At 44.4% G+C, this 21,000-nt stretch carries 12 protein-coding genes; 4 read left to right on the top strand and 8 right to left on the bottom strand.

Going from position 1 to position 21,000, the window contains the following annotated elements; all coding sequences use genetic code 11:
* Positions 1 to 237: 237 nt before the first annotated feature.
* The 8 genes from QZU58_RS06740 to wecB form a co-directional block, all read right to left on the bottom strand.
* Positions 238 to 1,392 carry a Wzz/FepE/Etk N-terminal domain-containing protein gene (locus QZU58_RS06740; protein ID WP_294463346.1) on the bottom strand — a complete coding sequence of 385 codons (1,155 nt, stop codon included), beginning with the start codon at positions 1,390 to 1,392 and terminating at the stop codon, positions 238 to 240.
* Positions 1,389 to 2,051 (bottom strand): ABC transporter ATP-binding protein, encoded by a 663-nt coding sequence (locus QZU58_RS06735; RefSeq protein ID WP_294495791.1) that lies wholly within the window; start codon positions 2,049 to 2,051, stop codon positions 1,389 to 1,391. The genes QZU58_RS06740 and QZU58_RS06735 overlap by 4 nt, the downstream gene beginning before the upstream one ends.
* Positions 2,051 to 2,827, bottom strand: a complete 777-nt coding sequence (locus QZU58_RS06730) for an ABC transporter permease (protein WP_294495790.1) — start codon at positions 2,825 to 2,827, stop codon at positions 2,051 to 2,053. Before QZU58_RS06730 ends, QZU58_RS06735 begins: the two co-directional genes overlap by 1 nt.
* 15 nt (positions 2,828 to 2,842) lie before the next feature.
* A complete protein-coding gene (locus QZU58_RS06725; protein WP_294495789.1) occupies positions 2,843 to 4,108 on the bottom strand; it encodes a polysaccharide biosynthesis/export family protein in 1,266 nt (421 codons plus the stop codon).
* Entirely contained in the window at positions 4,109 to 5,440 is a 1,332-nt protein-coding gene (locus QZU58_RS06720) for an aminotransferase class I/II-fold pyridoxal phosphate-dependent enzyme (protein ID WP_294495788.1), read from the bottom strand.
* A gap of 9 nt (positions 5,441 to 5,449) precedes the next feature.
* Positions 5,450 to 13,120, bottom strand: coding sequence for a type I polyketide synthase (locus tag QZU58_RS06715; protein WP_294495787.1), 7,671 nt, complete (start codon positions 13,118 to 13,120; stop codon positions 5,450 to 5,452).
* Positions 13,121 to 13,220: 100 nt separating this feature from the next.
* On the bottom strand, positions 13,221 to 14,459 hold the full coding sequence (gene wecC / locus QZU58_RS06710) for a UDP-N-acetyl-D-mannosamine dehydrogenase (RefSeq protein WP_294495786.1): 1,239 nt from the start codon (positions 14,457 to 14,459) through the stop codon (positions 13,221 to 13,223).
* Positions 14,460 to 14,569: 110 nt separating this feature from the next.
* Entirely contained in the window at positions 14,570 to 15,712 is a 1,143-nt protein-coding gene (gene wecB, locus QZU58_RS06705; RefSeq protein WP_294495785.1) for a UDP-N-acetylglucosamine 2-epimerase (non-hydrolyzing), read from the bottom strand.
* A gap of 495 nt (positions 15,713 to 16,207) precedes the next feature.
* Between wecB and QZU58_RS06700 the strand changes: the two genes are divergently transcribed.
* The 4 genes from QZU58_RS06700 (at position 16,208) to QZU58_RS06685 (ending at position 20,925) form a co-directional block, all read left to right on the top strand.
* Positions 16,208 to 18,091, top strand: a complete 1,884-nt coding sequence (locus QZU58_RS06700; RefSeq protein WP_294495784.1) for a heparinase II/III-family protein — start codon at positions 16,208 to 16,210, stop codon at positions 18,089 to 18,091.
* Between the two features lie 618 nt (positions 18,092 to 18,709).
* On the top strand, positions 18,710 to 19,273 hold the full coding sequence (locus QZU58_RS06695) for a hypothetical protein (RefSeq protein ID WP_294495783.1): 564 nt from the start codon (positions 18,710 to 18,712) through the stop codon (positions 19,271 to 19,273).
* 109 nt (positions 19,274 to 19,382) lie between these two features.
* Complete coding sequence (gene xerA, locus QZU58_RS06690) at positions 19,383 to 20,369, top strand: site-specific tyrosine recombinase/integron integrase (protein ID WP_294495782.1); 987 nt, start codon at positions 19,383 to 19,385, stop codon at positions 20,367 to 20,369.
* Positions 20,370 to 20,373: 4 nt separating this feature from the next.
* On the top strand, positions 20,374 to 20,925 hold the full coding sequence (locus tag QZU58_RS06685; protein ID WP_294495781.1) for a restriction endonuclease subunit S: 552 nt from the start codon (positions 20,374 to 20,376) through the stop codon (positions 20,923 to 20,925).
* The last annotated feature ends 75 nt before the right edge of the window (positions 20,926 to 21,000 follow it).

Here is a 21,000-nt window from a genome sequence, read left to right as displayed (position 1 = left end):
CGGTTAAAAAAAGGGGGGGCAGACCATTTACGAAATTAGTGAAGCAATCCCACCGAGCCAAACGAGCTTATGCCACATGGCTCGGTATCAAATTCGGTATAGGGATTTCGCTAATCCTTTCCTCTAGCGGACGGATTTGGGACTTTCACCCTATAGATTCTCCCCATGCCGAGCACACTATGTAAAAGAGCCGGCAAACGCCGGCTCTTAAAGTCTGCATAATGTCAGTGAAGCTGATTAATCAACATGGTCAAGTATTACGGACTTGAGAAGCTGCAGCATGCCGAGCACTAAAAGTGCTATGCATAAGGTGGCAACAAAGCAGTAGAACCTTTCAGGCTTCAGTGCATACTCAGGCTTTGAAGGACTCTGTAAAACGGACACATGCTTAATAAGTCTGGCGGCATTCATCTTACCCTTTACAAGACCGGTAAGAGCGGATGAATAAATGTCCTTCTTGAAGTCAACATCCATCTTCAGAGCCTGTTCCTTATCAGCCAAATCGTTAAGAGAAGTTGTTTTGTCTGAAGTAATAAATGATCTGACGTTTGCAATCTGCTCGTCAATCGCCTTTATGTTACTTCTTAGTGACTGCTTAATCTGATTATCGGAACCGATTGACTGAGGCAGAGACTGAATCTTAATGATGAGTTCACTCTTCTGCTTTTCCAAATCAGCAATGATGCGCTGATAATTTTCAACTTCGATGGCAGGTGAAGCCATGTTTTTCTGATTCTGGAATTTAAGAAGACGATCATTGGCTGCACGGAGGTCGTTTCTTGCTGCATCAACCTGTTCTTCAAGGAACACAACCTGTTCGTTAGCAACGGAATGGGTCAGTTCATTCATGAAGGCTTCGCCTTCCTTTACCAGAAATGCCGAAATCTTTTCGGCTGTTTCAGGATCGAAAGCCTGAGCTTCAATTCTGATGACTCCGGTATAGTCATCATATGTCGCAAAAACACGGTTCTTGAAATAAGAATAGAACCACTCTATTGAAACATCCTTATCCCAAAGTCTGGAAACAATGTCATGATCGGTAGAACTGTAATGGCTTCTGAGATCAAACTCCTTATCCAACTTATTCAGCATATCAAGGGAAGTCAGATACTCTACCAGCAAAAGCTGATCACTTTTATTCCCGGTGGTGTTGGAAAACAGGTTCAGAAGATCCATAGACTGGGTGGAACCGCCGGTATCGGTATTCTGAACAAGAACAACTGCTTCGGAAACGTAACGATCTGAGGCGAAACACCAATAAATGAGGCTTAGAAAAGCCGCCACGTAAATTGCATTAAAAATATACTTAAACGCACGGTTTACGACTCTGGTTGTTTTGCCCAGATCCCTTAACGCCGCGGAATTAACATCATTAACCTGTGTTTCACTCATACTTTTATAGTTTCCTTATAAGCAGCCAAGGCATCATCCAATTTGTCGTACCATGTTGCCTGACCTTTATACAAAAAAATACCTGATTCGCAAAAACTCTTTAACATTTCATCATTATGGGCAACCATAATGATGCTTGATTTTCCCGCCAAATCCCTAAACGCTTTTTTCGCCTTTTTTTTAAATGCCGCATCACCTGCTGATGTCACTTCGTCAGAAACATAAACATCAAAATCAAAGGCCAGAGACAAAGCAAACTGCAATCTTGAACGCATACCTGAAGAATAAGTGTTTACCGGTTTGTCAAAAGCCTGACCGATATCGGCAAAATCCTCTATTCTGGCTATACGCTCTTCCATTTCATCTTCAAAGCCGTGCGCTCTGCAGATGAATTTTGCATTTTGTCGCCCTGTCATTGTAGGCTCAACACCTCCGTTACCCATTGGCCAAGACATCCTACAGTGACGTTCTACAATACCGTGGCTCGCATAGTCCGCACCGCATATTATTCTCAGAAGAGTGGACTTACCTGCTCCGTTACCTCCAACGATCCCAACGCTTCTGTTTTTGGGAATTACCAGATTTATCCCCTTTAAAACCCAGTCTCCAACACCTTTTTTAGTGGTATAACGCTTATACACGTCTTTAACAATAATCATTACTGAGTCACCAATCTTGTTTCTAATACTCTGTAAAGAGCCATTCCTATAACAACCAACAAAAGATCCACACAGTACAAATACCATAAGGAAGCATCAACTGTATGATAATACGGCCAAAAGCCCAAACGCATGGATTCGAGTCCGTGGACTATGGGATTGAGGGTCAGAAGACTCTGATAAGGCTCAGGTATTCTGGCAACCGGAATAATAACTCCGGAAATAATCATCAGAGGCATCATCAGAATCTGTAAAATATGCCCGGAGTCCCTGACGATTCTCATGGAAACGGACGAGATAAGTCCGTATCCCAATCCTAAAATCCATAAACCGAAAAAGCCTGCCAGTACCCTTAAGATATCAACTGGGATTACCTGATACCCAATAAAAGCAAAAATTATAACCATAAGAACGGTTACCCAGAACATGGAGAACAGTTCAACGGTGGCACAGGTCAGTGCCGTATCAAAAGGTCTCACCTGTCTGAAGGCAAAAAATGCCTTGTTACAATCAAGGGCATGAATCCCCTGTACTGCAGTTCTTCTGAACAGAAAGAACCCCATAAAACCCACCATCAGCCAGGATGCGACGTCAACGCCACTGACCTGCTTGGCTCTTATCACCGTGAAAACAAATACCATAAACAATATGTGAATGCACGGTTCAATAAGCATCCAGGCCCAGGCACCGCGACTCCCGAAAAAACGGCTTAAGGCGTCTTTTAAAAAAAGAGCCTTCCATACCATCAGGGTATTTTTTACAGGATTACCACTCATAGCACTCTAAACCAATTATTCCGTTATCTTGTTAATGTTGTTGCCCCATGAAAGAGCAGGATTAACTATCAGACCGACAATGCGCAGGAACTTAGACAGTTCATAGCTTGAAGCGGTGGCAATGTAAATCACGTCACCATTCTTGACACTGAAGTTCTGTGAAGAAAAGAATGAGCCGGGCTGATTTAAATCAATCTGGTATACCATCGGTATTGATTCCAGTCTGCTGTACTTGTCAACCTGTTCCATCGGATATACCCATGACTTTCCCGAAGCTTTGGCGTTAGTGCCTTCAGCTGAAGCATTGGCTGAATTAAACGCATCGGAAAGTTTTTTATAGGTCTCCTTATCCTCAAAACGGAACACAAACACACCTGACGGATCGGCCATGTTGTCATTCAGACCGCCGGCACGTGACAGCGCCTGAAGCAGACTTATGCCGGTGGCTTCGAAATTAATTTCCTTGGCTGAACCGAGATTTGCTCCCATAATGGAATAGGACCACGGCTGATTCATGGCCACAAGCACGTCACCTGAATTGAGGTAAACGTTCTGCTTCGGATCCTTAATAATGCTTTCGAGAGGCATGGTTACGGTCTTGCCGTCTCTGGTGAGCCCCACGGTAATTTTATTGAAGGTGCTGGCAATTCCCGCAGTTGACGCAATGGCGTCAAGCACCCTTTCGCCCTTAGGTGAAAGGAGAATGCTGCTGCCACCCTGTCCGTCACCGATAACGGTAACCTTGTCAGCAGGTCTGTCAGAAACCTTTACCAGAACCTGAGGATTATTGGCCTTGTTTTCAAGAGCTTTAAGAATATCCTTTTCAACCTGACGGACAGTCTTACCGACAACGGAAATCATGCCGACAAACGGTACGGAGATTTTACCGTCATCTTCAATTATCTGAACCGGAAGCTTCTGGGAACTTACCGACAGATTATCACTGTCGACGGTGTTGGTCCCGAAAAGAAGTGCCGGAGCACTTTCCCAGATGTACAGTTCCAGAGAATCACCGTAATTTACGGTATAGGTATCCGGCTTTCTGTCACCGAACACGTCATAAAATGAAGACTTTGAAACGTCTTCATTGAGAAGATCCGTTACTGCCTCGTCAACCATTACCAGAGAAATCGGAGTCTGCTGCTGAGGCTGTTCCCTGGAGGTTATGTCCCCGTAGCTTGGTCCCGCATGAGGGAGTGTACATCCGGAAAGAGTTACCTGTGATGCCACAACTGAAAGCAGTAATGCTGTTTTGATGCAAACGGCTATTTTTGAAATCATTTAAATCCCTTCATTCTTACATAAGGAAGACAATATTTCACATGTCTTCGTGATTTGTTCTGCTGTATGTTCTGAGGTTATAAAGAACCTCAGTCTTGCCTGCCGTTCCTCCACGGCAGGATGAATTATCGGCTGTACGTTTATTCCTTCCTTAAATAAAGCGGCAGACAGCCATACCGCCTTTCTGGAACTTCCGGTGATAATCGGCACTACGGAATATCCCAGTGATTTTCCGGTGTTCAGATTCAGTCTTTTTGCGGTTTCAAGGAACAGCTTTCCGTTATCCTGAAGTCTCCTTACCCTTGACGGATCCTTTTTCATCAGATCCAGCGCCGTTTCGGCGGCAACCGCCATGGGAGCCGATATACCCACGCTGAAAACGAACCCCGGAGCATTATACTTTAAAATATCAACTATGTCCTGCGTGGCGGCAATGTATCCGCCACATCCGGCCAGTGTTTTACTGAGTGTTCCCATCCAGAGATCAACATCGTGAGGATCCGCGTCAAAATGCTCGTAAACCCCCTTACCTGTTTTACCGAGAACTCCCAGTGAATGAGCCTCATCAATCATGAGGAAACAGCCGAATCTCTTTTTGAGCTCTATAAGCTTAGGCAGATCCGGAATATCCCCGTCCATGCTGAAAAGTCCTTCGGTTACAATCAGTACCCTTTCGTAATTACGGCGGTTCTTTTTAAGAAGGTTCTCAAGTGAATCCATATCGTTATGAACGAACGGAAAATGAGTTGCCCCTGAAAGCTTTATACCCTCGATGATACTGTTGTGAACCAGCGAATCATTGATGATTAAATCATTCGCTCCGAAAAGAGTGCTTATGACGCTCACGTTGGTGGCATGACCGCTTACAAAGACAATGGCGTCATCGGCATCATAAACATCGGCAAGCTTCCTTTCAAGACTCCGCTGGAAAGGCCTTTCTCCGGCAACCAGTCGGCTGGCGCCGACTGACGTGCCGTGAACCTTAACGGCATTAATTACCGCTTCGTTAAGTTCGGCACAGCCGTTAAAGCCAAGATAGTTATAACTGGAATAGTTGACGTAATCCTTTCCGTTGATTCTGGTAACGGTTCCGTTAAGTCTTTCATGTTCCCTGAAAAACGGATCTTCAATGTGAAAGGTAGAAGCCAGGGTTCTCATGGTACTTATCTTCTGATAGAGAGGATGCTCCCTGAAGGAAGTAAATTTCTTATTAACCTTCGGCTGCGCGTCCTCTTCCACAAGCTCCCTTGCGAGCTTCTCGTCTTCTGCTTTTCCGGACTTTTCCTTCATTATGGAATTAAGCATTCCGGCAAATTTAGGCGGATTAAACATATTGCTTATTTACTTTCCCATATTTAACTGTCGTCCGATGATGTCTCTTTCCCCCTCATCGACATGAGCCGAGATGACCTGACTTACGGTTCCCTGTTCATCGCCGTCGGAAGATTCACTACCGCTAATCTTCATGAAGATCTTTTCAGCTAGTTTAAGTACCGTAGGATTATCCTGGAAAGCCATCACGGAAAGCTTAATCTTTGTTTTCTTCTCAATGCTTACGATAAGCTCCATTGCCATGAGCGAATCAAGACCTATGCTCTGCAGGTTCTGATCCTTTGCTATCTGATCGGAACTTAGGCCCATGGTATCGGCTATTTCAGATACCAGCATGTCGGAAATCACGGCTATAGCCTCTTCACGGCTTCTGCCTTCAATTACGGAAAGCAGATCATCGGAACCGAAATCCTTAAGTCTTAACTTATCCTTCTGAACCAAATCATAGATTCTTGACGAAATTCTGCCGGAAGTTTCGGCAACGCCCGCCCAGTTAAGGTTGGCAAATATGTTCACGCCGCCGCGTCTTAATGCCTGAGGCAGCAGAGACAGAGCCTCGTCACACGTGAGAGCCTCGGCACCGAGCACGGATTCGAGAGATTTCTTAATCTGTGTTCTTGAACTTAAATAACCGGTATCACTGATTGGGCCCCATTCAATACAGCAGGAAGGTAATCCCTGTGCCTGTCTCATGGCAGTCAGACCTTCAAGACCTGAATTTGCGGACACGTAATTTGCCTGACCGATGTTACCGATGGCTACAGATATTGACGAATACACCACAAAATTACGCAGTGCTTCGGAGTTAAACACCTCGTGAAGGTTACATGCTCCCACAAACTTAGGATTCATAACCCCTGCATAAAGCTCACGGTTCATGGCCTGAAGCATGGTATCAGCAAATACCGCGGCGGCATGGATAATGCCGTTTACGCTAATGCCGGCGTCATCAAGCCGCTCCCTCAAGGCCCTGACGTCCTCTGCTGAGGAAACGTCACATTTTTCCACGATAACGGACAGACCGTTGGCCACAATAAGATCTTCAAGCTCAGCCAGTACGCTTTCATCCCTGATACCGCTTCTGGAGACCAGTACCAGCTTCTTAATCCCCTGACCAATGAGATAACGGGCTGTTGCAAAACCGAAACCGCCGGTACCGCCCGTAATCATCCAGACATCATCAGCCCTGAATACTTCGCAGGATCCGGATTTTTCAGATACGCCACGTTCAGCTTCTGTTCCGGCAGTTGCGGAATGTTCCGTCCTTTCAACGGTAATCTTACCAATCTGTCCGCCCTGCTGCATGAACTTGAACGCCTTAACAACGTCACGATCACTGAACTTCGTAAACGGCAGCGGGGTGAATTCCCCTTCGGCGAAGAGACCGATTACCTCATGGAACAGTTCCCTTGCGCGCTTTGGATAAACCTTAAAGAGCTGATCCACGTCAATGGCAAAGTAGCTGATGTTTTCCTTAAGACTGCGTAATCCCACGGTGGTATTTTCCACGAAGTCACGCTTGCCGAGTTCCATGAATCTGCCGAACGGCTGAAGAACGGACATGCTCACGCGCATGGCCTCACCTGACAGGCAGTTAAGAACGGCATTAACACCAACACCGCCTGTATCCCTCATTACCTCATCATGGAAATCGAGATTTCTGGAATTGTAAATGTGTTCAACACCAAGCATCTTCAGGAAATCACGCTTTTCAGGAGAACCTGCGGTTGCATAAACCTTAAGCCCCAGATGACGTGCTATCTGAATGGCAGCAATGCCCACGCCGCCTGCGGCACCGTGAATAAGAATGCTTTCGCCTTCTTCCATTCTTGAAAGGTGGTGAATGGCATACCATGCGGTAAAGAATACTATGGGAGCAGTGGCAGCGGCATCAAATGACCACTCGTCAGGAATCCTGGCAATTGCATATTCAGGAACGGTCAGCTTATCGGTAAAACAGGCTGAACCGAATCCGAGCACCCTGTCACCCTTAACGTATTCGGTGACGTCAGAACCTACTTCCGAAACCACACCGGCAAATTCAAGACCGAGAGCAGGACCTGAGAAGCCGTTTTCCAGAGCATCATCAGGAACCAGGCCCATGGTGAGCATGATGTCCCTGAAGTTAAGCCCCGTTACCTTAACGTCAACAATAACCTCATTGGCCTTTGGTGCGGAAACGGTCTTTTTCTTCCAGCAGAGATTTCTTAATCTGCCGGGACTTGTGAAATCAAGACAGTAGTTTTCGGAAATCAGAGAATTACTGCCGTCGCTCTTATCGACATTATTGGAAGCATCCGCAGGAGCATTTTCACTTTCAGAGCTTCTTACTACGGTACGGAAACGTTCAGCCCCGGAAAGAATGACTTCATCGGAACCGTCAGGAACCAGTAAATCCTTCAGAAGAGATGCTTCAGCAGCACCGGTGTCTGTTTCTGCCTTAAACGACAGATCAATGCTTCTTACGTTAATCTCCGAAGCTTCACTTCTGATTACGCGTGAAAGGCCGATGAGTGCCGACTGTTCCGGAACTGTCTCATGAGTAAGCATCTGGTTTCTTACAGAAGAACCGTTAACGGTAACAACTGAGAGATTTATTTCACCGGCTCCGGCATTCTTCTGCGCATAGCCGTTAAGCTTATTGGCAACGGATGTGAGAACACTGAGGGCATCACTGATATCGGTTGAATCACCTGATGCGGCTGTCATTCCTGTCTTTTCTGACATGGAATTAAGTAACTGGTGCGAAGCCAGTCCGCATGATGAAACAAACACGAAGCTGTCATAATCTGCGATGTTCAGACTGTCTAAAGAGTCTTCATCAGCAGCAATAACATCCGCCTTAACCCCGAGTCCTGCAAGTTCATTACGAATGAATCCCGCCTGAACAGAATTCCCTTCAGGAGAAATGACGGCATAGGCATGTTTAACACCGCCGGCAACATCACTTAATGAAATTTCATCGCTGTTTCTTACGAACATGAGATAAGCGCCCATCCGGTATTCGGAGGCGGCAGGTTCACGATATACGGAAACGTCGTTAAATGACTTTTCAAAAACAGTCTTCCAGTATTCAGGACTTCTGAGAGGGCTTATGGCATTACCGTCACTGCGTTCAGACCACCAATCTGAACCGAAACCGCTGCACATGTTGGCAGACCAGTCTGAATGTCTTTCAAGAACGGCAATTACACCGCCTGAAGCCAGCATGTTTTTAAGACCTTCAACGGCTTCAATCACTGATGATGCCCTGTAAAGAGCTTCCTGAACCACGATTAAATCGTATTTCTGAGGGATGTACGGATCCGCCACGTCTCTTTCAACCGTAAACGTTTCAGGATCAAACCTGACCTTTCTGACGTTTTCGGACGGAATGACTTCGGCCATATCTTTTTCGTTAAGGGCAAGAACCTCAACACAGGAACCTTCAGCAAAACAGTCAGCAAGAAGCTCTCCGAGCTTAAGTCTGTTGCTGCCGATTTCAAGCACCCTGAACTTAGCGCCTTCGTCTGCCCCGGTGCGCTGACTTACGTCGGCTATGAATGAAGACATGGCAGCCTTCATTCCGGTATAGAGAAGAGAATAACCGTTTCTTTCCTCTCCCCTCAGATCTTCTGCGGATACTCCGTCAGAGGCTTCTCCGTTCACGAGAAGATCCTTAAGTCTGTTACCCACGCGGTAAACCGGAAGAAGATCCGGCAGGGCTTCAGGTGCAAGATGATAGGCATATCTTATGATTTCGTCACCAGTGCCAATATCATCCTGACTTACAAAATCCGTCGGAACTCCGTCAGCGATCTTAACGAGGTTATGCTTTAAAAGCAGATCGGTAAGATATCCGTAAAGCGGACCGCTTCCTGCCTTAGCAAAATCACTGGCATCGGAAGCCACGGCCTTTACCGCTTCCACGGAATAAGCCAGTACCGCCTGTTCCATAAGCGGCATAATCCGTTCATACCAGTTCTTTCTGTCCTGAGCGTTTACAGTTTCTGAGTCGTCGGCGCAGGCTTCAAGGAAGCTTACGATTTCAGAAGTTGAACGGACGACTCCCTTACATGCGTTCAGCGCATGAGGAGCGGCTTCAGCCTCATAATGCCATGAAGCAACACCTTCTTCTGCGGACCTGTTTTCGGTCTTAGGCATCATGTTGAATCTGCAGTTGTCCATTATGCCGACACATTCATCCGCGTCATTAAACAGACGGAATGATGCGAGAATGCTTCTCGCACCGATTCTTTCAATCATTGCCACGATATATGAAACATCGGCATTCTTCATTACGGAAATACGTCCGAATTTAACCGGAAGGTAAGCAGAATCGGCTGAACTCAGCTGTTTCATGGCGAAAAGGGAATGGAATCCGGCATCCAGAATTCCCGGATGTATGATGTATTTTTCGGAATGAGCCTTAAGTGCTTTTCCATCGAGATGAATCTTCAGAACGTCATTAAGAATTTCCACCCTTTCCGTAAGAGCAAACTGTTCGCCGTAATGAAGACCAAGGCTTTCGGTAATGGCGTAGATTTCATCTCTCGTCACTACAACCGGAGAAACGCTGTTCTCCCCGTCATTCTTTTTGGCTTCGTAAAGGTTTACGGCATTTCTCAGTGCGGCGTCATCCGTGGTCAGAAGACGACCTTTGACATTTCTGGTCCATTCGTCGAATGAGAGATAATCTCTTGAATATATGTCAAAAGACATTGTTTCCGGAACAACGCGGAGTCTCATGGACTTGTAGTGTTCGCCGTCGAACACCAGTGAACTCAGAATGTCGAGATGTTCGATATTGATGCATTCACCTGAATTTGCGCATGACGCACCTTCAAGCACCGTCTCGATAAAATCGGCGGCGGCATAAACGTATTCACCGTCTACCACGTGATCACGGAGCAGTGCGTATTTTGACGGTTCCAGAACATTCTGCCAGGTTCTGTCAGCAGAAAGGATATTCCAGCCGAGGAGAGGGAAAATTCTGAACTCATCAGGACGCTTTTCAGAGGATTCATGATATTCAAATACCTTTTCCGACCAGGGGTAGTAAGGCAGTTCCACCAATCTGCCGGCCTTAGGGAAGAATATGCCCTTATCGGAGGCATCGGCTGACAGGTGATAATCCATGACAACCTGTCTGATACGGCGGACACCGTCATTATTGACAAGAAGTGTAGAACCAACCCTGGCATCAGCACCTGACTTCTTTGAGATATCACGCAGGTAGCGCTGCAGAATGGCATTGGAACCTATTTCCACGATATAATCGAAGCCGTCTTCGGTCATGGCCTTAACAGCCTGCCAGAACTGAACCTTATCTCTTATGTTATGCCACCAGTAGTTATTCTTGAGTGAGAATCCGTCCTCAATCCTTCTTCCGAGAACAGCGGAATAGAAGGCAGTACCGCAAGAAGCTTTGCTTACGGTTCCCACATCGGACAAATCAGTCATCACGTCATTTTCAATAACGTTCATGAAAGAACTGTGGAACGGATAATCAACATCCAGAATCTTATAGAACACCCCCCTTGATGAATAATATTCCTTCAGTGCGATAATGGTTTCGGTACGGCCTGAAACGGTAATGTTGTCTGATGAATTTATGGCGGCAACATCAACGTCGGTAATACCGAGTTCCGCCCTGACGGCATTGAAATCATTCTCGGATACGGATACGGCGGCCATTTTTCCGTGACCGCGGGTACGATCCTGCAGCATGCTGCGGATGCAGATAACCTTAACCGCCTCATCAACGGTGAGAAGTCCTGCCACATAAGCCGCGGCTATTTCCCCCATACTGTGGCCGACAACGGCTTCAGGCTTTAATCCGCCCTTTTCTAACACCGCTGACACGGCAACCTGAATGGCAAAAATCAGAGTCTGGGCAATCTTGGTATCCTGAATGAGATCCGCTTCGTTTACAGAGTCTTCTTCAGAGGTTTTACCGGACACAATATCCTTTAACGAAACGTTAAGATACTTCTCAATCCTTTCTGAAAGATCATCAAACACGGATGCAAACAGCGGGCATTCACGGTAAATGCTGCGCCCCATTCCCACATACTGGGAGCCGTTTCCGTTAAATACAAAACCCACCTTCTTACAAGGCTTTTTGGTTAAGGCACTGAACACATTGACATCGGTTCCGGTCTTAAGCCAGTTATCAAGTGAAGAAAGCACCTCATCCTGACCTGCACCTGTTACGGCAAGTCTGTGCTCATATGTATCCCTGCCATATACCGCAGTATATGCCACGTCATAGTAATCATACTTTCCGCTTCTTAACAAATCGGCATAAGATTCACCGATTTCCTTAAGGGAATCTTTGGTTTTTGCGGAAATAAAAAGCGGAGGAACTGAACCGTTCTTCTCGGTATCAGCAATTTCCGATACCGCATCATTGTCAAAAGACTGCAGTATCACATGGGCGTTGGCACCGCCGAAGCCGAATGAGTTAACGGCACCGGTATGAATGCGCTTATCGGAAAGCTTCACACCATCCTGAGAACAGAGAATGTTCAGTCCGTCAAAATCAATCTTCGGACTCGGTCTGAAATCAAAAGGAATCGGCGGAACGGTACCGTGTTTTAACACGGTAATAGCCTTGACGATACCTGCAAGACCGGACATCGGTTCCATATGACCAAGATTGGCCTTTACGGAAGAAACGGGGAGTCTGCCGTTACGATCCTTGGCATACACGGACGATATCGAACGGACTTCAATAGGATCACCCACCGGAGTACCGGTACCGTGAGCCTCAATGTAATCAACATCATCAACGGAAATACCGCTTCTTTCAAGAACCTGCTTCATGAGCTGGGACTGAGCCGTTTCCGAAGGAATTGTAAGACCGCTCTTGCGCGAACCGTCAGTGTTAACGCCGGAAGCCTTGATTACGGCATGAATTCTGTTGTGATCTCTTATAGCGTCTTCCAGCGGCTTCAGCAGAAGAGCAGCCGCACCTTCGGAACGGACATAGCCGTTTGCCCTTTCGTCAAACGGTCTGCATGTTCCCGTAGGTGAAAGCATGGATGCCTTGCTGAACCCTACGAAAGAATACGGTCTGAGGAGAAGATGCGCACCGGCAACAATGGCACACGGGATCTCTCCGCTTCTTATGGCCTGACAGGCGTGATGCAGGGTAACCAGAGTGGATGAACATGCAGTATCCATGGTTACCGAAGGACCGTGAAGATCAAACACATAGGAAATTCTGTTGGCGTCGATGCTTAAGGTATTCCCCGTCATGGTATAAGGAGAAACGGCAGGCAGGTCCTCATCGGCACGCAGGAAGTAATCGAGGGATGAAACGCCGGCATAAACACCGCAGTCAGAGCCCTTAAAGTCGCTGATTTTTATGTTGGCGTTTTCAAGACACTCGTGAGTAACCTTCAGCAGAAGACGCTGCTGCGGATCCATCCATTCGGCTTCTTTAGGTGAAATACCGAAAAACGCCGGCTCAAACTCCTTTATGGAATCCAGAACACCGGCATTGAAGGTAACGCTTCTTCCAGGAACGTTTTTATTATCATCCTGATACAGATCCGTTGGCCATCTTGAGGCCGGGATTTTGGTAATTGCACAGGTTCCGCTGTTTACCAGAGACCAGAACTGCTCTTCGTTCCTTATTCCTCCAGGGAATCTGAATGCCATGCCCACAACGGCTATATCTTTATTTTTACTCACTAATACGCCTTTATTCTTCAGTTATTCTTGTAATTATTAAATTCAAATCAAAAAGCAATGGTCCCCGACTTTTCAGGGGGCCATGCCGTATGCTGCACCGCTACTTCCGCCACAGACCTCTGGTGTCAATCAGTATCTGCTTTTCATCAAAGTCAGGGCTGATGCTCCTGAACTCACGATGGTCTACCAGAAGAAGAATGATATCAGCCTTCAGAGCCTCTTCAGCGGATACCAGTCTGAGACCGGTGCCGTCAAAAATTTCCGGGAGTTCGGTTATGTTTGGTTCAACTGCCATCACACAGCCCGGATATTCCTTCGCCAGATCACGGGCAATGAACACTGACGGACTCTCTCTCAGGTCGTCTATGTCAGGTTTGAATGCAAGTCCCAGACAGGCAATGTTACAGTGTCTGTTAAGCTTTGCTATGGCATTTCTTACCTGCTGCTTCACCCATTCAGGCTTTCCGTCATTTACAAGTCTTGCGGTATGAATAATCCTTGCCAGATCCGGAGTCCTGCTGACGATAAACCACGGATCCACCGCTATGCAGTGGCCGCCGACTCCGGGGCCCGGATTAAGAATGTTTACGCGTGGATGGTGATTGGCAAGAGCTATCAGTTCCCATACGTCAATGTTCAGTCTGTCGCATATAAGGGAAAGTTCATTGGCAAAAGCAATGTTTACGTCCCTGAATGAATTTTCGGTAAGCTTGGACATTTCTGCGGTTCTGGCATTGGTTCTGAGGAGTTCCCCCTTAACAAAAACCGCGTATATGTCAGAAGCCTTATCTGCGGAAACCCTGTTTATCCCTCCGACAATGCGATCATTATCGACAAGCTCAGTCATGATCCTGCCCGGAAGAACCCTTTCCGGACAATATGCAATGAATACGTCACATTCGTCAGTGTTTTTAGACGCCATTACCAGATCCGGACGCATTTCTCTGAGGATTTCGGCTACCCTTTCGGTTGTTCCCACCGGAGAGGTTGACTCAAGAATAACCGTATTTCCCTTTCTCAGAAACTGAGCTATCTCGGCTGTGGCTGACTCAACATAGCTGAGGTCAGGTTCATGAGATTCACCTTTGAAAGGTGTCGGTACGCAGATTATGAATGCATCAGCTTCACACGCTTCGGTTGAAGCGCTCAGCATGTTTTCCTTCACGGCCTGTCTGACAACTTCACCGAGTCCCGGTTCAACAATATGAATCATTCCCTTGTTAATTGTTTCAACGGCATGGACGTTTACGTCAACCCCGTGAACACTGACTCCGTGAGATGCAAACATGGCGGCGGTAGGCAGTCCTATATACCCTAATCCGCAGATACAAAGTTTCATTTTTTATCCTATGCTACCATTTCAGTAGTCTTATATTATTTATTATTATTTTTAAATATCATGTTCCGTGCAGGTTTTGACTTACCTGCACGGAAGTTTATCTGAAAATTCTATACGGCCATCAGATTGGTTTCATACCCTGACGCGCGAAGAATGGCACTCACGATTTTTTCAGAAGAATGTCCGTGTCCGTACGGATTCTGGGCATTTTTCATTCTGTTGTACTCTTCAGCATTCTCAATCAGTTCAGAAACCCCGTCAACTATGGCATCGGTGCCAGACCCCACAAGTCTTGCACATCCCGCCTGAATTCCTTCTGGTCTTTCGGTAACCTCCCTCATTACGAGAACAGGCTTGGAAAGAGCCGGAGCTTCCTCCTGTATACCGCCGGAATCCGTCAGTACCAGATATGATACGTTGAGCACAGCCTGAAAATGAAGATACGAAAGCGGAGGAAGGAGCATTACCCTTGCGTGATTGCTGAGTATTGCCCTTACCGTATTCTGAACTACAGGGTTAAGATGAACCGGATAAACAAAAATACAGTCCATGTACTTGTATGACAGATGTTTAATGGCATTACAGATGTCAACAAGGCCGGTGCCCTGATTTTCCCTTCTGTGGCCGGTTACGAGAATGATTTTCTTCCCCTGTTCAACGGCTTTCCTGACATCCTCATGCAGATATTCGTTTTTATCCTTAAGGTAATCCCTTACCCACATAAGAGCATCAATTACGGTATTGCCCGTAATATATACGTTATCGGGAGAAATCCCTTCCTTAATGAGATTATTGTATGCCAGTCCGGTAGGTGCAAAATGAAGATCGGCAATTCTGGTAACGGTCTGACGGTTTACCTCTTCCGGGAACGGAGCATACTTGTCGTAACTTCTTAATCCTGCTTCAACGTGCGCAATCCTGATATGACGGTAAAAAGCACACATTGCCCCCACCATAACAGTGGTGGTGTCCCCCTGAACAATGACCCAGTCAGGTTTTTCCCTTTCAAAAACCTCATCAATGGCGGTAAACAGTTTTGCAGTCAGACTGGCAAGAGACTGACCGTGACACATGACATTAAGGGAAATGTCGGGAACAATGCCGAAATCCGAAAAAGCATCCTCAATCATCTGCTGATGCTGTCCCGAATTACATACTACCGTTGTAATATCTTTATGTTTTTTTAATTCCATAACCACGGGAGCCAGTTTTACGGCTTCTGGTCGGGTTCCCGCAATCACTATAATCTTCATACAAAACTCAAAAAAGCTCAAAAAAAGCGGCTACATACAACTGTCCGGCATTACACGGTTGTTTCAGCACCAAAAATAAACTTGTTATCGGCTTCACAATTTTAATACAAAGCTTCAACATGTATCATTTTTTTTTACAGGTTTAAATTTAATTTTAAAACATTAATCATAAATATTAAAATTTTTATTTCAGCATACAGTTCCACTCATAACGCCAAAATTACCGACAACAGCCACATGCGTGTATGCGGAAAACCTTAAAAAATCACATTCTCATGAGTCTTTTTAAAGGAATTCAAAACAGGTCATGAAAGTAAAGTAAGCCTTTTTCTTTCGTTAAAGTCTTTATCATTTAAACGGCCTTTTCCTCAACCGACGCGGCAAACTGATGATTTTCTGAATTATTAAGTTATAATGTCTGCCTGTTTTGCCATGTATAAAGTATCGGATAACCAGCATAGGACAACAAATCGATAAATGGATACCATGAAAAATATGGAAATTAATTTTGCATCCTGTTTAAAAAAAGAACCGGATGATAAAACTTTCAACAGATTCATTGATGCCCTGAGCGGACATTATCCGTTTGTCCTGTATTCGTCCCACTCATACTTTCCGGCCAAAAAAACGAAACTCATAGCCGATAAAATTTCCAAAGGACTGATTTACGTTCATAAAAATCTGGATACCGTTACCTGCAAGTCCTTCAGCGACATCGATTGGAACACTGCCGTAAGCCGTCAGCCCAATTCATATCAGCTGTACCTGCACACCCTGAATCCGCTGTGCATCCTTTGCGAAGCCTGCCTTGCGGAAAAAGAAAAGGAAGGAAAGGATTTTTATATAAAAAAAGCCGTACGGCTGTTCGACTCATGGCTGAATTTTGCCTCAACACCAAATCTTTCTTTCGGAAACATTTTTATCTGGGGAGACCATACCGTTGCCGGGAGAACTTTCGTACTGCTGCTTTTCCTTCTTGCACTGCACAGAACAGAGGCTCCTCTTGAATACCGGAAAAAGGTGTATTCCGTCATTCTGTATCACGGTGAATGGCTGAGAAACGATTCCAACTACACACCGACAAACAATCACGGAATTATGCAGGATCGCGCACTGGTCTTTCTTGGAGTACTTACCGGAAATGACGAATGGCTGAATCATGCGGTCGATAGACTGGTAAAACAAAAGGAAATATCATATACCCGAGAACACGTTCACGTGGAAAATTCATCATCGTATGCCCAAATGGTTTATACAATGTTCATGGGCATTCAGCAATTTCTGGCGGACAACGGTAAGCATTCCCTGAGCTACAGACTAGGAAAAAACTCGAGAAATTATGAAGAATATCTTAAATGGCTCACCATGCCGAACGGATATTTTGTACAGATGGGGGACTCAGGAGCATATAGAACAGAACATGCTCCCCCTGCAACAGCAACCAAAAAACTCTACCCCTTAAGCGGTCTGTACTTTTACATAAGTTCTACCGCAGATGGAGAGGACAGCGTAAACCGCACGTATAAAATGTTTAAATGCGGGTTCTGTTCACGTACCCACAAACATGCTGACGATCTTTCTTTCGTTCTTTATTCAAAGGGGAAGGACATCTTTACGGACTGCGGATATTACGGATACGGCAAAAGTGCCTACAGAGAATATCTTACTTCCGCCCTAGCTCATAACACAGTAACAGTGGATAACTTCAGTTATGTCCCGTATCTTAATGACGTAAGATGCAACGTCATCATATATAATGCTGAACTTAATAAAAAATACGACCTCACTGAAGGGGTCAACAAACTTTATACAGGAACAATCATTCGCAGATCATTTGTTTCCGCTGACGACATGACCTTTATCCATGACAGAATTTCATCGGATAAAAGGCATACCTACTCCCAGCTGTTTCACCTGAACGAAAGTATTGAAATCATCTCTGCCAGTGACAAGGAAGTACTGTTAAAAATAAATGACGAATTTACCGTAAGACTTGTTCAGTATCTTCCGGCAAAACTCTCCGTTTATACGGGAGACATACAAAATCCGGGATACGGCATTGTTTCCAGAAAAACAAACAAACTCACACCGACCACAACCCTCAAATTTGACACCGCAGGACGTAACGGATGCTTTATAACGGGAATTTTCATAGTTGATCGGAATAACCGCGTCCGCCATTTCGATAAAAAACTTTCCTTTGAAAACATTACCGTTGACACCAAATCACTTACGGTAAGAGCCGGTTCATCAGCAATTAAACTTCATACCCTTAAGGGAGAAATGAAATTCACGTGGTTGCTTCTGAAGCACTGGATCATAAAATTCTACGACAGACACATGAAGCCCTGGCTTCAGAAAAGAGGAAAGAAAACTTAACGACACGAAAAACATGTGATGCAGTAACGGAACGATGTCTAAGTCGAAAAAAACGAATCTTAGATCGCATCATTCCACACGGCGTGACGGAAAAATTAAACTTCCTGAGTTTTATACTTAACCGGTGCCCCCTGTATTTAAGTAAAACTTTCACAAACCTCAGGACTATAGAAACCTTCTTGTTCTAGTATCACTACGAAATTAATACGAACTCAAACTGTAGTAAAAATATGTTCAAAACCTTGATTTATAAGGCTTTTTGAGAAATATAGCAACTTACACCAAAGCAAATACGTGAGTCAGACCACTTATACCCAGAGCATTTATTAGCCACGGTTTAACTATACACCTCATAGTCAGCTAAATAATTGAAAAATAACGAAAAATATAAAGGTGTTAGCTGAGGCCTAATTATTGAATCAGGCTTCAGCAAGGGAAAATTAACGACCTCCGTAACCTTATCTAAATGATAATTTATCTCATTATCTGGATCTTATCTATGACTTTTGGTTTTCGCAATTTGACTTTCCTAACAAGGCTAATATTCCGTATAAGTCCAATTATGGAGCGATGTGTTTTTCTCAAAAATTACGAAAGATGATCCCTCAAGGTTGGGAGGTGGTTCCTCTGAAAAGAATTGCCACAATTAGTTCAGAATCCGTTATTCCTCAACCCCAAACTGAGTATAGCCATTACAGTATTCCTTCTTTTGATGAACTTCGACTTCCGAATATTGAATTAGGTTCATTAATAGGAAGCACGAAATACAAAGTCTCTTCAAATATGATACTCGTTTCAAAACTCAATCCCCAATTCAAAAGGGTTTGGCTAATTAATAACGCCGAAGAGGATAGTATTTGTTCCACGGAATTTATTCCGTTTCAAACCAAAGATATTCCTATTGAATATCTGTTTGGTATTCTTAACAGCTATGCCTTCAATAAATACATGGTTCAATGTTCGAGTAGCTCAACAGGAAGTCGTAAAAGAATGACCCCGGAGTTATGTCTGCAATTTAGTGTTGCTTTACCCCCTACCGAAATTATTAATGAATATTCAACCAAAGTAAAAGGAGCCATTAAGTTGATTTCCGACAATCTCAATGAAAATTCTAAATTAAATGCTTTACGTAAAACGCTGCTCCCCCTTCTCATGAACGGTCAGGCAACTATTACTGATTAGACCTCTAAATTATCATTTAGATGAGGTTACCCAGTCTCGATAGTGCTAGAAATTTAAGATCCTAGCTACCATGTCGTTCTCTTATAAGATTTGTTATAGGAGAACGATTATGAATGAGAGATTAATGGCAGAAATTCTGCAGGCCATGTTGCAGCACCTTGATAATTCTAAGATGATGTTTCTCAAACAAGTATTGGAATTGGTTCTTTCACACTATACCGTGGAATCGATAGATGAAACTTGTAGGAAAGAAGATAGTAAAGGTTTAATTGATAAGTTTATTTCGGCAAAACGCATCGAAGGCTGTTCAGAAAAGTCGCTTAAGTATTACCGCTCTACGATTGATTCTTTGGTTTCTTCAGTTGATAAAAGTGTAACATGCATTCTTACAGAAGATTTACGTTTATACTTGACGGAGTATCAAAGTAAGCGTCAGTCTAGTCGTGTAACGATAGATAACATTCGTAGGATCTTGTCGAGCTTTTTCTCCTGGCTTGAGGATGAGGATTACATTGTTAAGAGTCCTGTACGCCGTATACACAAAGTCAAGACAGCAAAAAACGTAAAGGAAACTTTTACAGATGAAGAGCTTGAAAAGATGCGTGATGAGTGTGATGAATTGCGTGATTTGGCAATGATAGATCTGCTTTCGTCAACAGGTATGCGCGTAGGGGAAATGGTTCTGTTGAATAAAGAGGATATAGATTTTTCCGAACGGGAATGTGTAGTATTAGGTAAAGGCTCCAAGGAGAGGATTGTATATTTCGATGCCAGATCAAAATTACATCTGCAACAATACTTGGATTCTAGGACAGACGATAATCCGGCTCTTTTTGTATCTCTACGGGCACCATATGAACGAATTACGATTGGCGGCGTGGAGTGCAGATTTCGGGAAATTGGTAAGAGGTTGGATATACACAAAGTTCATCCTCATAAGTTTAGACGAACATTGGCAACGGTGGCCATTGATAAAGGAATGCCGATTGAGCAGTTACAGCAGTTGCTCGGACATCAGCGAATAGATACAACGTTACATTACGCTATGGTCAAGCAGAGCAATGTTAAGGCTGCTCACAGAAAGTATATAGGATAAAAATATGAAAAAGTGTCAACTTAAATCTCTTATTGAAGTTAAAAGAGGGGCATCTTTAGCAGGTGAATATTATTCAAATGAGGGAAGTCTTGTTAGGCTTACTCTTGGAAATTTTAAAGAAGAGGGAGGCTTTAAATCCAACACTTCTAAGGAAAACTTATATTACACTGGGCCTGTTAAAGATGAATATATTTTAAAAAAGGGAGATATCATCACACCTCTCACTGAACAGGTAATAGGATTGCTTGGGGCTACAGCTAGAATACCTGAGTCTGATAAATACGTACAAAGTGGGGATATTGCTTTAATTAAAAGTATATCTGATGAATTATATGAAGGATACTGCTATTACCTAATTTCCTCTGATGTGGTTAGAAGACAATTAAGTGCAGCAGCACAGCAAACAAAGATAAGGCATACCTCCCCTGACAAGATCAAAAGTTGCCAGGTGTTTTTACCTGATGTTAGCACACAGAAAAAGATTTCCAATTTGCTTGATGCTATAGATAAAAAAATCTCATTAAATATAACAATAAATGATAATTTAGCGGCTTAATCAGGTATTGTAGCTTGACCGTTTAAGAGCATAGGAAGACTAAAATCCCTCAGCGAGCACAGCTTTCTATTTTCG

This window comes from uncultured Ruminobacter sp. (genome assembly GCA_902764345.1).
Lineage (GTDB): Bacteria > Pseudomonadota > Gammaproteobacteria > Enterobacterales > Succinivibrionaceae > Ruminobacter.
This window is presented reverse-complemented; position numbering and strand designations above follow the sequence as displayed.